The sequence below is a fragment of the Streptomyces sp. NBC_00057 genome, assembly GCF_045041165.1.
Lineage (GTDB): Bacteria > Actinomycetota > Actinomycetes > Streptomycetales > Streptomycetaceae > Streptomyces.
In genome coordinates this window covers 3,768,163-3,780,802 of the sequence record NZ_CP108256.1, presented here as the reverse complement: position 1 = coordinate 3,780,802, position 12,640 = coordinate 3,768,163, and the positions used below count along the sequence as shown (strand labels likewise).

Sequence of the window (12,640 nt, the reverse complement as noted above, 5' to 3'; positions counted from 1 at the left end):
GTACGGACAGTGACTGTCCAGCGGTTGTACGGGTCTGTCCATCCGGTACGGCGTCGAGCGCGCAACGGTGCGGGCACGGGTGGAGGCGGGTGTCGTATGGCGGACGAGGACAACAGGGGCAACACGGCGGACGGCCCGGACTGGGAGTTCGACGTCGAGGACGACTCGGGCGCGGTGATCGCGGCGGTCGGCCGACAGATCCGGTTGTGGCGTGAGGCGGCCGGCCTGCGTGCGGCAGAACTGGGCAGGGCGATCGGCTATGGGGAGAACCAGGTCTACAAGGTGGAGGCCGGGAAACGCATCCCCAAGCCGGAGTTCCTGGACAAGGCCGACGAAGTCCTGGGCGCAGGCGGCAAGCTTGCCGCGATGAAGAAGGACGTGGCGGAGGCGCGGTACCCGAAGAAGGTCCGTGATCTGGCGAAGTTGGAGCGGGCCGCGGTTGAGCTCGGGGCATACGGCAATCACAATGTGCACGGTCTATTGCAGACCGAAGAATACGCTCGGGCCCTCTACGGGATGCGGCGTCCGTCGTTCGGACCTGACGAGATCGATCGGCACGTCGCGGGCCGGATGGGGCGGCAGGAAATCTTCGAGCGACGACCTCTGACGACGCTGACATTCGTCCAGGAAGAAGTCACGATCAAGCGTCCGCTCGGGGGCAGAATGGTTGCGCGACGACAGCTTGAACGCCTTTTGGACATCGGCCAGTTGCGGAACGTCGAGATCCAGGTGATGCCGACGGACCGGGAGGATCACGCGGGCATGGGGGGCCAGCTCCAACTGCTGAAGTTCGACGACGGCACAGCGGTGGGACACTGGGAGGGCCAGTTGACCAGCCGCTTGATCTCCGACCCCAAGCAAGTCCGGATCATCGAGTTGCGGTACGGAATCATCCGGGCCCAGGCTCTCACCCCACGGGAGTCTCTGGCCTTCATCGAGAAAGCGCTGGGAGAGACATGACCCACAAGGCCTCAGGTGGAGACGGCTCCGCACTGGAGTGGATCAAGAGCAGCTACAGCAGCAACGACGGCCCTGAATGTGTTGAGGTCGCGGCCGTCCCCGGTGCGGTGCGCATCCGCGACTCAAAGGACGTGTGCGGTCCCCAGCTCGGATTCGCGCCCTCGGCGTGGGAAGACTTCGTGACGTACGCGTCGGGAAGCTGACTCACCGGGGAGACGTATGGACACCGAACTGACCTGGTTCAAGAGCAGCTACAGCACGAACGACGGCCCGTCGTGCGTCGAGGTGGCGGAGACCGCGAGCACAGTCCACGTGCGCGACTCCAAGAACATTCCCGGCCCGCACCTCGGCTTCACGCCGGACGCGTGGGCGGAGTTCGTCACGTACGCGTCCACCAGCTGACCGTCGGACCACGCCCGCCCCGCCCCGGTTGTCCCGGGAGCGGGGTGCGCTGCTGCCCGGGGGCAGGCCGAGCGGCCGCCGCCGTCACCGCCATGCCGCGAGGACGTCTTCGGGACCCCAGTGGGCCGCCAGCCCCTCCGCTGCCGCACCCGTCGGCGGCCGGCGACTGACCGCGATCAGCGTCGCGCCTTCCGCGCGGCTCCCGCTCGGCCACGCCTCGTGGGGGGCGCACTACGCCAAGGAGTTCGGCATCGGCCGCGCCCAGGCGTACCGGCTTCTCGACGTCGCCCGCGCCTTGGGCGGAAGATGGGGCCGCCCTCGATGCCTTCCGCATGCGGGCCCAGGTGTGGGCCCCCGCAGGGCTGGACGCGGCCATACGGGGGCCGGACCCGCTACGGTCGGTCGTCGCCGTGGCCGCAGGCCCGGTGTCGTCCGCCGTGCACCGCCGCGTACGCCGCCGGGCGGGGCGCGGCGGCGGCCCGGTCGAGTCGCGCGACCGCGGCCCGGCCCGCCGAGGAGTGCGAGTCGTGGACGACCCGGCCGCCCACCAGGGTCAGCTCGACACGGGTGTCACTGATGTCCGCCACCGGGCATTTCGTCACATCACGGTCGAGAACGATCAGATCCGCCGCCAGCCCGGGCCGGACGGTTCCCGTCAGCCGGTCCATGCGCAGCTGCCATGCCGTGCCCTGCGTGTGCATCCGCAGCGCCGACGTACGGCTCAACCCCTCCAACTCCCGGTAGAGCGGCCCCTCGCCCTCCGCGCCCGTGCGGTCGATCGCCGTACGGATCTGGTTCCACACCTGGAGCGGGTCCACCGGCCAGTCCGAACCGCCCGAGAGCCGGGCCCCGTGCCGCTCCAGGGAGCGGGCAGGGTACATCCACCGGTGCCGCTCGGGTCCGATGTACGGCAGGAGCGCCTCCATCGTCCACGTGTCCTGTTCCGCCCACTGGAGCTGCATGCAGGCCACCACGTCCAGTGCGGCGAACCGCCCCAGGTCCGCCGGGTCCACCAGCTGGAGGTGTGCGACGGCGTTCCGGGTGTCGCGCAGCCCCGTCGTGCGCCGGGCGTAGGCGTACCCGTCGAGCGCCGTGCGCACCGCGCGGTCACCGAGCCCATGGGCATGCATCTGCCAGCCGGCCCGGTTGAAGACCGCGGTCAGCCGTCCGTAATCCTGTCCAGAGACATACAGCTCACCGCGGTTGTCCGTCGGGTGCCCCGAGCTGTCCAGATACGGCGCCAGGAGCGCCGCCGTCTGTGCCGGGTACTCGATCACTCCGTCGAGGAACACCTTGACCGTCCCGAACCGCAGCCCAGGTACGTTACGGAAAGAGCGCTGCAGCCCGCTCGCATACGCGAGCGCCGCCTTCGGGTCCTTCGCCAGGTCTGCGTCGATCCCGATCGCGGGGACGATCCGCTGCGGCAGCTTCCCCGCGTTCGCCAGAGCCTGATACGTCACCAACTCGTTCTGCCCGACCAACGCGTCCATCATCGTGGTTACCCCGGAGGCCGCCGCCTGGGCGAGGACCCGGGAGCAGGCGGCGACCAGATCGGCCTCGCTCGGCTCCGGGATGTGGCGGGTCACCAGGGGTTGGGCGTCGTCCTTGAGTACCCCGCTGGGCTGCCCGTCAGGCCCCTTCACGATCTTTCCGCCCACCGGATCTGGGGTCGCCGCGGTGATGCCTGCGATCTCCAGGGCGCGGGCGTTGACCCAGGTGTTGTGGCCGTCGGCCCCGAGGAGGGCGACCGGGCGGCGGGTGGGGAGGGTGTCGAGCAGGGAGTGGTGGGGGAGGGTGCCCTGCGGCAGCAGCCCGATCGGGTTCCAGTCCGAGACCACCAGCCAGCCGTCGGGCTCCTGGCCGGGCGTGTCCTTGAGGAAACCGGTGAGGATCGCGAGGAGTTCCTCACCGGTCGTCTCGGCGCCCTCCAGGGAGGGGCTCAGTGAGCGGTCGCCCGCGCCGAGCGGGTGCACATGGCCGTCGTGGATGCCGCTCATCACGGTCGCCCCGCGCGCGTCGACGATCTCGGTGTCCCGTCCGGCGAGGTGGTGCAGTTCGCGGCCCCGGCCGGTGGCGAGAATCCGGCCGTCGTGCCCGACGGCCACGGCCTCGACGGGGCGGGCGCCGGGGAGCCCGGTGAACACCCGTGCGTTGTGGATGACCAGGGCCGCGGCACGGCGGTGCGCGGCGCCCCGCTGCGTGGCGGCCGCGGGGCCTGCCGCCGCACCCACCAGTCCGGCCGCGCCCGCGGCGAGGAGGCTCCGCCGAGCGAAAGAGGAAGTCATGACCACTCCAAGGGTTGAGCTGCGTTGCTGTGGCCGGACCCTCATTGATTAACGCCGTAACCAGAACCCACCCTGGACGACGGAATTCGCACCGCAATCCATACGATGGCGCCATGTCAGGGCCCACCCTCGCCGATGTCGCCCGCGCGGCGGAGGTCTCCACCGCCACCGTCTCGCACGCTCTCAACGAAACCGGCCGGCTCGCCGACGCCACGCGCCGCCGGGTCCGCGAGGTGGCCACCGCGCTCGGCTACGGCGCCAGGCGGACCCCGCGGACCGGGGGGACCCTGGGCGTGGCCGTCACGACCTACGCCGGATCGGCTTGGAACTTCCTCGAAGTCCCGTACTTCGCCCGGTTCCTGGCCACCGCCACCGCCACCGCGCACGCCCATGGCTACGCCCTGACCATCCTCCCCGCCGCCCGCGGGGCCGAGACGCCGTGGCACACCCTCACCGTGGACGGCATGCTGCTCCTCGACAGCCCCGCGGGCGACCCGGTGCTGCGTGCGCTGCGCGCCCGAGGCATCCCGCTCGTCTTCGACGGCCGGCCCGTCGATCCGAGGCCCGGGGACGTCTGGGTCGACAACGACCACACCGCCACCACCCGCGAGGTCCTCGGCCACCTGGTGGCCTCGGGCGCCCGGCGGATCGCCCTGCACGCCGGGTACGGCGACGAGCACTACACCCGGGCCGTGACCCGCGCGTACGAGCAGTGGTGCCACGAGCACGGCCGGACGCCACTGCTCCTCACCTTCGACCCGTACGACGCCCCGGGCCACGGCTTCGACGCGGTCTTCGCCGCCCGCGCCTGCGACGCGGTCTACACGGTCTACGACCCCGGCGGCCGCCAGGTCCTGGCCGCAGCGGCCCGCCACGGCCTGCGGATCCCCGACGACCTCCTCCTCGTCTGCGCCAGCGAGGACCAGGCATACGCCGAGAACGATCCGCCGGTGAGCACCGTGACCCTGCATCCCGCGACGATCGCCGAGACCGCGGTGACGGCCCTGGTCTCCCGCCTGACTCCCACCGCCCCGCCACCACTCCCTGGCGCCCTGACGGTCCCGGCGGTCCTCCACCCCCGCCGCTCCTCACGCCGCCGGGCCCGGCCTGGCTGTACTCGGCCGGGAGGCTGGTGAGACACGCACGTCCGTCCCGCCCTCCCTGGCGGCCCCTGACCCGCCAGGGGCCGTCGTGCGGCTGCTGGACGGGTTGCAGCCGGCGGGGTGCGGTGGCTTCGAGGGTGTGCCGGTGCTGGTGGGGGGTGGGGCCTTGTCCTCGACCGCCGGAGGGGCTCGATTTTCTGCCGCCCCGTTCACCTTCTGCGACGATGCGGAGAAGAGGGGCGGGCGACAGGAAGGGAACGGTATGTGCGGAATCGTCGGATACGTCGGTGGGCAGTCGGCGCAGGACGTCGTTGTCGCGGGTCTCAAGCGCCTCGAATACCGGGGCTACGACTCGGCGGGAATCGCCGTCCTCGCGGACGGCGGGCTGGCCGCCGCCAAGAAGGCCGGGAAGCTCGTCAATCTGGAGAAGACGCTGGCCGAGGCGCCGCTCCCGGCCGGGACCACCGGGATCGGGCACACCCGCTGGGCCACTCACGGCGCCCCCACCGACGCCAATGCCCACCCGCACCTCGACAATGCGGGCCGCGTCGCCGTCGTGCACAACGGGATCATCGAGAACTTCGCCGTCCTGCGCGCCGAACTCGCCGAGCGCGGCCACGATCTGGCCTCCGAGACCGACACCGAAGTCGTCGCCCACCTCCTCGCCGAGGCGTTCTCGTCCTGTGCTGACCTGGCGGAGGCGATGCGGCAGGTCTGCCGGCAGCTGGAGGGCGCCTTCACCCTCGTCGCCGTGCATGCGGACGCGCCCGACACGGTGGTCGGGGCCCGGCGCAACTCGCCGCTCGTGGTGGGGGTGGGGGACGGGGAGTCGTTCCTGGCCTCCGACGTGGCCGCGTTCATCGCGCACACCCGCTCCGCGATCGAGCTGGGGCAGGACCAGGTGGTGGAGCTGCGCCGGGAAGGTGTCACCGTCACCGACTTCGACGGGCGACCCGCCGAGGTCCGTAAGTACCACGTGGACTGGGACGTCTCCGCCGCCGAGAAGGGCGGCCACGCCTCCTTCATGCTCAAGGAGATCGAGGACCAGCCCCAGGCCGTCGCCGACACGCTCCTCGGGCGGATCGACGGCGCGGGCCGGCTCCACCTCGACGAGGTACGGATCACGCCCCGCGAGCTCCGGGAGGTCGACAAGGTCGTCATCGTCGCCTGCGGTACCGCGTTCCACGCAGGGATGATCGCCAAGTACGCCATCGAACACTGGACCAGGATTCCCTGCGAGACCGAGCTGGCCAGCGAGTTCCGCTACCGCGACCCGATCCTCGACCACCGCACCCTCGTCGTCGCGATCTCCCAGTCCGGCGAGACGATGGACACCCTGATGGCCCTGCGGCACGCCCGCGAACAGGGCGCGAAGGTCCTCGCCATCTGCAACACGAACGGCTCCACCATCCCGCGGGAGTCCGACGCCGTGCTCTACACGCACGCCGGGCCCGAAGTCGCGGTCGCCTCCACCAAGGCGTTTCTCACTCAGCTCGTCGCCTGCTACCTCGTCGCCCTGTATCTCGGACAGATCTGCGGTACGAAGTGGGGAGACGAGATCCGGACCGTCATCCGCCAGCTCTCCGAGATCTCCGGGGCGGTCGAACGGGTCCTTGCGACCATGGAACCCGTACGCGCACTCGCCCGCTCCCTCGCCGACCACGACACCGTCCTCTTCCTGGGCCGCCATGTCGGTTATCCCGTAGCCCTGGAAGGCGCGTTGAAGCTCAAGGAACTCGCGTACATGCACGCCGAGGGCTTCGCCGCCGGTGAGCTCAAGCACGGGCCGATCGCGCTCATCGAGGACGATCTGCCGGTCGTCGTGGTCGTGCCCTCACCGCGCGGCCGGTCGGTGCTGCACGACAAGATCGTGTCGAACATCCAGGAGATCCGGGCCCGCGGCGCCCGCACCATCGTCATCGCCGAGGAGGGGGACGAGGCGGTGGTCCCGTACGCCGACCATCTGATCCGGATTCCCGTTACGCCTACGCTGCTTCAGCCGCTGGTGTCGACCGTGCCGCTGCAGGTCTTCGCCTGCGAACTGGCGACGGCCCGCGGCAACGACGTGGACCAGCCGCGCAATCTGGCGAAGTCCGTGACCGTGGAGTAGCGAGCAGTGAAGGAACACGCGTGATCATCGGGGTCGGGATCGATGTGGCCGAGATCGAACGGTTCGACGCGGCGCTGGAGCGTACGCCGCAGATGGCCGACCGGCTCTTTCTGAAGAGCGAGTTGCTGCTGCCCAGCGGCGAGCGGCGCGGTATCGCCTCGCTCGCCGCGCGGTTCGCCGCGAAGGAGGCCCTCGCGAAGGCGCTCGGCGCGCCGAGCGGCCTGCTCTGGACGGATGCCGAGGTGTACGTCGAGGACAGCGGGCAGCCCAGGCTGCGGGTGATCGGCACGGTCGCCGCGCGCGCGGCCGAGCTGGGCGTACGGCACTGGCATGTGTCGCTCAGCCACGACGCGGGGGTGGCGTCGGCCGTGGTGATCGCGGAGGGTTGAGCACATGCGTACTGCGTACAGCGTTCAGACCGTACGGGCCGCCGAACGGGCCCTGATGGCCAAGCTGCCCCGGGGCGCCCTGATGCAGCGCGCCGCGGCGGGACTCGCGGCGGCCTGCGCCGATGTGCTGCGGCGGCGCGGCCGGGTGTACGGCTCCCGGGTCGTCCTGCTCGTCGGCAGCGGCGACAACGGGGGCGACGCGCTGTACGCGGGCGCCCGGCTGGCCCGCCGCGGCGCGGGCGTGCGTGCCGTGCTGACCTCCCCGGGGCGCGCCCATGAGGGCGGGCTCGCGGCGCTGCTCGCGGCGGGCGGGCGCGTGGCGGAGGGGGACGCGGCGACGAGCGCCTGGGGCGGGCACATCGATCTCGTCGTGGACGGGATTACCGGCATCGGCGGGCGCGGCGGGCTGCGCGCGGAGGCCGCCGAGCTGGTGCGGGCCTTCGAAGCGACCGGTGCGGCCTTCGTCGCCGTCGATCTGCCCAGCGGGGTCGAGGCCGACACCGGTGAGGTGCTCGGCGACGCGGTGCGCGTCGACGCGACCGTCACCTTCGGTACGTACAAGCCGGGGCTGATCATCGACCCGGCCGCCGACCTGGCGGGCGCCCTGCACCTCGTCGACATCGGGCTCGGGCCCGAGCTGCCCGACGTACCCGACCTGGAGGCCTTGCAGTACGCGGACGTCGCCGCACTCCTGCCGGTTCCCAGCAGCGAGAGCGACAAGTACCGGCGTGGTGTCGTCGGCATCGTCGCCGGGTCGGCGCGGTACCCGGGGGCGGCGGTGCTGGCCGTCTCCGGGGCGCTGCGGGGCGGTGCCGGAGCCGTGCGGTACGTCGGTCCCGGCGCCGGCGCGGTGATCGCCCGCCATCCGGAGACGCTGGTCCACGCGGGGCCGCCGTCGAAGGCGGGGCGGGTGCAGGCATGGGTCGTCGGGCCCGGGCTCGGTGACGGTACGGAGGCCGTCGAGGCGGTCCGTGGCGTGCTGGCCGCGGACGTTCCGGTGCTCGTCGACGCGGACGGGCTGCGGCTGCTCGACGCCACCACCGTACGCTCGCGCACCGCGCCGACCGTCCTCACCCCGCACGCCGGTGAGGCCGCAGCCCTGCTCGGCGTCCCGCGCGAGGAGGTCGAGGCGGGGCGGCTCGCCGCCGTACGGGAACTGGCCGCCCGTTACCGCGCCACGGTCCTGCTCAAGGGGTCGACGACCCTGGTCGCCACCGACACCCAAGACACTCCCGTACGGGTCAACTCGACCGGTACCTCCTGGCTGGCCACGGCCGGCAGCGGCGACGTCCTCTCCGGCCTGACCGGCTCCCTGCTGGCCGCGGGCCTCGCCCCGCGCGACGCCGCGTCCGTCGGCGCGTATCTGCACGGCCTGGCCGCCCGCCACGCCTCGAACGGCGCTCCGGTCGCCGCGCAGGACGTCGCCGAGGCGATTGCGGCGGCGTGGCGGGACGCACGGGCCTGAGTGATCCTGGGCGCAGGCAGACGCCGAACGGGCTGACAGGGGGTCGACAGGAGGGCCGATCGTGGGCAGCAGCAGCGATGTGCGTGTACGCCGGGTGTACGACCCGCAGGAGGACGGCGACGGCACCCGGGTCCTCGTCGACCGGCTCTGGCCGCGCGGCGTGGCCAAGGACCGGGCCCGGATCGACAAGTGGCTCAAGGACGTCACCCCCTCGAACGAGCTGCGCGCCTGGTACCACGAGGACCGCACGGGCACCCGCTACGACGACTTCGTCGACCGCTACCGCGCCGAGCTGGCCGACCCCGCCCACACGGCGGCCGTCGGGGAGCTGGTGGAACTGGTCCGCGCGGGCGGCCCGGTGACGCTGGTCACGGCGGTCAAGGACGTACCGCACAGCCATGTCCCGGTCCTCGTCGACCATCTGGAACACGAGCTGCGCCGTCACTGAGGTGCACGCACCCAGCCCGGCGGGCGACCCCGGCTGCGGGCCCTTCCCGACCCGCCGCCCGGGGGTCCTGTCGTACGCCTCTGAGAGACTGGGCGCGATGAACGAGACAGCGTCCTTGAGAGCCCGTGCCGAGATCGACCTCGCCGCATTGCGCGCCAATGTGCGTGTACTGCGCGCGCGGGCGGCCGGCGCGCAACTCATGGCCGTCGTCAAATCCGATGCGTACGGGCACGGGGCGGTGCCCTGCGCCCGGGCCGCGCTGGAGGCCGGGGCGACCTGGCTGGGCACCGCGACGCCGCAGGAGGCGCTCGCCCTGCGGGCGGCCGGGCTCGGCGGCCGGGTGATGTGCTGGCTGTGGACGCCGGGCGGGCCCTGGCGCGAGGCTATCGAGGCCGACATCGACGTGTCGGTGAGCGGGATGTGGGCCCTGCGCGAGGTCGTCGCCGCGGCCACGGAGGCCGGTATTCCGGCCCGTGTCCAGCTCAAGGCCGACACCGGCCTCGGGCGCAACGGCTGCCAGCCCGCCGACTGGCCGGAGCTGGTCGCCGCCGCCCGCGCCGCCGAGGACGCGGGCACCGTCAGGATCACCGGCCTCTGGTCCCACTTCGCCTGCGCCGACGAGCCCGGCCACCCCTCCATCGCCGCCCAGCTGAACGCGTTCCGGGACATGGTCGCGTACGCGGAGAAGGAGGGCGTCGACCCCGAGGTGCGCCACATCGCCAACTCCCCGGCGACGCTGACGATCCCCGAGGCGCACTTCGATCTCGTCCGGACCGGGATCGCGATGTACGGCATCTCGCCCAGCCCCGAGCTGGGCACCCCGGCCGACTTCGGGCTGCGCCCCGTCATGACGCTCGTCGCGTCGGTCGCCCTGGTCAAGCAGGTGCCGGCCGGTCACGGGGTCAGTTACGGACACCACTACACGACCACCGCCGAGACCACCCTGGGCCTGGTGCCGGTCGGCTACGCGGACGGCATCCCGCGCCATGCCTCCGGCCGTGCACCCGTCCTGGTCGGCGGTGCGCGGCGGCGGATCGCGGGCCGGGTGGCCATGGACCAGTTCGTCGTCGACCTCGACGGGGACGAGGTCGAGGTGGGCAGCGAGGCGGTGCTCTTCGGCCCGGGGGACCGGGGCGAGCCGAGCGCCGAGGACTGGGCGCAGGCCTGCGACACGATCGCGTACGAGATCGTCACCCGGATCGGCAGCCGTGTGCCGCGCGTCCATCTGAATGGAACCCCGGCCGAGTCCTGACCGAACAGGCGCCCCTGACCAGGCACGATCTGAGCACGGCCGGAACAGACCGGCCCTGACCTGACGGATACGACCGACGAGGAGCGCGGCACGGTGAGCGAGATCGGTGCGGGGGACGCGGTGACGACGGCCGCTACGGCGGTCGGCTGGCGCCGGGCAGGGATCGCCGGAGCCGCCATAGGTGTGATCGCGGCAGGTGCGGCCGCCGGTGTCGCGGTCGAGCGGTTGACCGTGGGCCGTGGCATGCGCAGAAGGGCGAGGCTGGCGCTGGACGCCTCGGGACCGTACGGCTCGCTGCGCGGGCTGCCGGGCCGGGCCGCGGCCGACGACAGCACCGAGCTGTACTACGAGGTCGACGAGGTCGAACCGGACGGCGGTACGGGGGCCGCCGGGGGCGGCGAGAGCGGTACCAGAGCCTCCGGTACCGCCACGGGGGCCGGTACGCGCCGCCGCCGGCTCTTCGGCCGCAAGGCACCCGCGCCCGTCACCGTCGTCTTCAGCCACGGGTACTGCCTGAGTCAGGACTCCTGGCACTTCCAGCGGGCGGCGCTGCGCGGTCTGGTCCGCACCGTCCACTGGGACCAGCGCAGCCACGGCCGCTCCGAGCGGGGCCGGGCCCAGGCGGACGGGGTGACGGTCGGCATCGACCAGCTCGGCCGTGATCTGAAGGCGGTCATCGACGCGGCCGCCCCGGAGGGCCGGCTGGTGCTGGTCGGGCACTCGATGGGCGGCATGACGATGATGGCGCTCGCCGAGCAGTACCCCCAGCTCATCCGGGACCGGGTCGCCGCAATCGCCTTCGTCGGCACATCGAGCGGAAGACTCGGCGAGGTCACTTTCGGGCTGCCGATCGCGGGCGTCAATGCCGTGCGGCGGGTACTGCCCGGGGTGCTCAAGGCGCTCGGCTCCCAGGCCGAGCTGGTGGAACGGGGCCGGCGGGCGACCGCCGATCTCTTCGCCGGGCTGATCAAGCGGTACTCGTTCGGTTCGCGGGACGTGGACCCGGCGGTCGAGCGGTTCGCCGAGCGGCTCATCGAATCCACTCCGATCGATGTGGTCGCCGAGTTCTACCCGGCCTTCACCGAACACGACAAGAGCCACGTCCTGCCGGCCTTCCGTGACCTTCCGGTGCTGATCCTGGCGGGCGACAAGGACCTGGTGACGCCCAGCTCGCACAGCGAGGCCATCGCGGACCAACTCCCGGACGCGGAGCTGGTCATCGTCCCGGACGCCGGTCATCTGGTGATGCTGGAACACCCGGAAACGGTGACGGACCGGCTGGCGGACCTGCTGGTACGCGTCGGCGCGGTGCCGGCAGCGGCTAACGTTGGCGGGCATGGAAGCACCGCACAACAGCCTGGCGGCTGAGGTGGACGAGGGCGCCGTGCCAGGCACCGTCACCGTGAGCCTCGCCGTCGAGTCCCCCGAACAGATGCAGGCCCTCGGCCGCCGGATCGCGGGTGTACTGCGCCCCGGCGACCTCGTGATGCTCACCGGTGAGCTCGGCGCCGGAAAGACGACGCTGACCCGGGGGCTCGGCGAGGGCCTCGGGGTGCGTGGCGCCGTCACCTCTCCCACCTTCGTGATCGCCCGCGTCCACCCGTCGCTGACCGGCGGTCCCGCGCTGGTCCACGTCGACGCGTACCGCCTCGGCGGCGGGCTGGACGAGATGGAGGACCTGGACCTCGATGTGTCGCTGCCGGAGTCGGTGGTGGTCGTGGAATGGGGCGACGGCAAGGTCGAGGAACTGTCGGAGGACCGGCTGCAGGTGCTGATCCACCGTGCGGTCGGCGACACGGACGATGAACGGCGCTCGGTGACGCTGGTGGGGATCGGGGCGCGCTGGGCGGGGCTGCGGGAGGCGCGAGGGACGCTGGAGGGCTGAGCGCGGAGCGCACTTTCCGACAGTGTGTCGGCAAATTGTTGCGCCGGGCGGGGCGGGCGTGGTCACATGGATGGTGAGAGCGGGTTAGGTCTACCTAACCACGCCTTCCATCGGAGCCTCAGGAGGCATCCATGACGACGTCCGCCGAACGTGAAGTGCCGCCGCCGCCATCGATGAGCGACCTGCTGGCGGCTTGTGCCGCGGCCACGGCGGTCTCGACGCCGCCACCGCCGTCCACGGACCGGGCCCCGGCCGTTGTCCCGTCCTCCGGCGCCGACCACGCCGAGTCCGCCCCGGAGCGCCGGGCAGGCTGAACGGATGGGCGGCAACGCGGTGCAGGG

At 72.2% G+C, this 12,640-nt stretch carries 13 protein-coding genes; 12 read left to right on the top strand and 1 reads right to left on the bottom strand.

The genetic code is table 11. The annotated features are described in order from the left end of the window. The first annotated feature begins 96 nt into the window (after positions 1 to 96). From OG953_RS17455 to OG953_RS17445, 3 genes are read left to right on the top strand one after another with little or no spacing between them, the layout of a single operon-like run. Positions 97 to 960, top strand: a complete 864-nt coding sequence (locus OG953_RS17455; RefSeq protein ID WP_405685275.1) for a helix-turn-helix transcriptional regulator — start codon at positions 97 to 99, stop codon at positions 958 to 960. After that, a complete protein-coding gene (locus OG953_RS17450) occupies positions 957 to 1,163 on the top strand; it encodes a DUF397 domain-containing protein (RefSeq protein ID WP_405685274.1) in 207 nt (68 codons plus the stop codon). The genes OG953_RS17455 and OG953_RS17450 overlap by 4 nt, the downstream gene beginning before the upstream one ends. A gap of 16 nt (positions 1,164 to 1,179) precedes the next feature. Continuing rightward, a complete protein-coding gene (locus OG953_RS17445) occupies positions 1,180 to 1,362 on the top strand; it encodes a DUF397 domain-containing protein (RefSeq protein ID WP_405685272.1) in 183 nt (60 codons plus the stop codon). Between the two features lie 392 nt (positions 1,363 to 1,754). Here the strand turns inward: OG953_RS17445 and OG953_RS17440 are convergent, their stop codons facing one another. Further along, positions 1,755 to 3,647, bottom strand: a complete 1,893-nt coding sequence (locus tag OG953_RS17440; protein WP_405685270.1) for an amidohydrolase — start codon at positions 3,645 to 3,647, stop codon at positions 1,755 to 1,757. Positions 3,648 to 3,760: 113 nt separating this feature from the next. Here OG953_RS17440 and OG953_RS17435 point away from each other — a divergent pair, with 113 nt between their 5' ends. The 9 genes from OG953_RS17435 (at position 3,761) to OG953_RS17395 (ending at position 12,613) form a co-directional block, all read left to right on the top strand. Then, positions 3,761 to 4,783: a LacI family DNA-binding transcriptional regulator gene (locus OG953_RS17435; protein ID WP_405685269.1), complete on the top strand. Its 1,023-nt coding sequence runs from the start codon at positions 3,761 to 3,763 to the stop codon at positions 4,781 to 4,783. A gap of 229 nt (positions 4,784 to 5,012) precedes the next feature. After that, positions 5,013 to 6,860 (top strand): glutamine--fructose-6-phosphate transaminase (isomerizing), encoded by a 1,848-nt coding sequence (glmS, locus tag OG953_RS17430; protein WP_405685268.1) that lies wholly within the window; start codon positions 5,013 to 5,015, stop codon positions 6,858 to 6,860. A 20-nt stretch (positions 6,861 to 6,880) separates the two neighbouring features. Further along, on the top strand, positions 6,881 to 7,249 hold the full coding sequence (locus OG953_RS17425; RefSeq protein WP_093897275.1) for a holo-ACP synthase: 369 nt from the start codon (positions 6,881 to 6,883) through the stop codon (positions 7,247 to 7,249). 4 nt (positions 7,250 to 7,253) lie between these two features. Continuing rightward, positions 7,254 to 8,714, top strand: a complete 1,461-nt coding sequence (locus OG953_RS17420; protein ID WP_405685267.1) for an NAD(P)H-hydrate dehydratase — start codon at positions 7,254 to 7,256, stop codon at positions 8,712 to 8,714. A 61-nt stretch (positions 8,715 to 8,775) separates the two neighbouring features. Continuing rightward, a complete protein-coding gene (locus OG953_RS17415) occupies positions 8,776 to 9,162 on the top strand; it encodes a DUF488 domain-containing protein (RefSeq protein WP_266358698.1) in 387 nt (128 codons plus the stop codon). Between the two features lie 97 nt (positions 9,163 to 9,259). After that, a complete protein-coding gene (alr, locus tag OG953_RS17410) occupies positions 9,260 to 10,414 on the top strand; it encodes an alanine racemase (protein ID WP_405685266.1) in 1,155 nt (384 codons plus the stop codon). Positions 10,415 to 10,507: 93 nt separating this feature from the next. Continuing rightward, positions 10,508 to 11,782, top strand: coding sequence for an alpha/beta fold hydrolase (locus OG953_RS17405; protein ID WP_405685265.1), 1,275 nt, complete (start codon positions 10,508 to 10,510; stop codon positions 11,780 to 11,782). Then, positions 11,751 to 12,299 carry a tRNA (adenosine(37)-N6)-threonylcarbamoyltransferase complex ATPase subunit type 1 TsaE gene (gene tsaE, locus OG953_RS17400; RefSeq protein ID WP_405685263.1) on the top strand — a complete coding sequence of 183 codons (549 nt, stop codon included), beginning with the start codon at positions 11,751 to 11,753 and terminating at the stop codon, positions 12,297 to 12,299. The genes OG953_RS17405 and tsaE overlap by 32 nt, the downstream gene beginning before the upstream one ends. Positions 12,300 to 12,430: 131 nt before the next feature. Next, positions 12,431 to 12,613 carry a hypothetical protein gene (locus OG953_RS17395; protein WP_405685262.1) on the top strand — a complete coding sequence of 61 codons (183 nt, stop codon included), beginning with the start codon at positions 12,431 to 12,433 and terminating at the stop codon, positions 12,611 to 12,613. The last annotated feature ends 27 nt before the right edge of the window (positions 12,614 to 12,640 follow it).

Bases quoted from the DNA above. Each gene is read 5' to 3' on its own strand.
- OG953_RS17395 (WP_405685262.1), top strand. From the start codon at position 12,431: ATGACGACGTCCGCCGAACGTGAAGTGCCGCCGCCGCCATCGATGAGC.
- OG953_RS17455 (WP_405685275.1), top strand. From the start codon at position 97: ATGGCGGACGAGGACAACAGGGGCAACACGGCGGACGGCCCGGACTGG.
- alr (WP_405685266.1), top strand. From the start codon at position 9,260: ATGAACGAGACAGCGTCCTTGAGAGCCCGTGCCGAGATCGACCTCGCC.
- OG953_RS17445 (WP_405685272.1), top strand. From the start codon at position 1,180: ATGGACACCGAACTGACCTGGTTCAAGAGCAGCTACAGCACGAACGAC.
- OG953_RS17420 (WP_405685267.1), top strand. From the start codon at position 7,254: ATGCGTACTGCGTACAGCGTTCAGACCGTACGGGCCGCCGAACGGGCC.
- OG953_RS17450 (WP_405685274.1), top strand. From the start codon at position 957: ATGACCCACAAGGCCTCAGGTGGAGACGGCTCCGCACTGGAGTGGATC.
- OG953_RS17435 (WP_405685269.1), top strand. From the start codon at position 3,761: ATGTCAGGGCCCACCCTCGCCGATGTCGCCCGCGCGGCGGAGGTCTCC.
- tsaE (WP_405685263.1), top strand. From the start codon at position 11,751: ATGGAAGCACCGCACAACAGCCTGGCGGCTGAGGTGGACGAGGGCGCC.
- glmS (WP_405685268.1), top strand. From the start codon at position 5,013: ATGTGCGGAATCGTCGGATACGTCGGTGGGCAGTCGGCGCAGGACGTC.
- OG953_RS17440 (WP_405685270.1), bottom strand. From the start codon at position 3,647: ATGACTTCCTCTTTCGCTCGGCGGAGCCTCCTCGCCGCGGGCGCGGCC.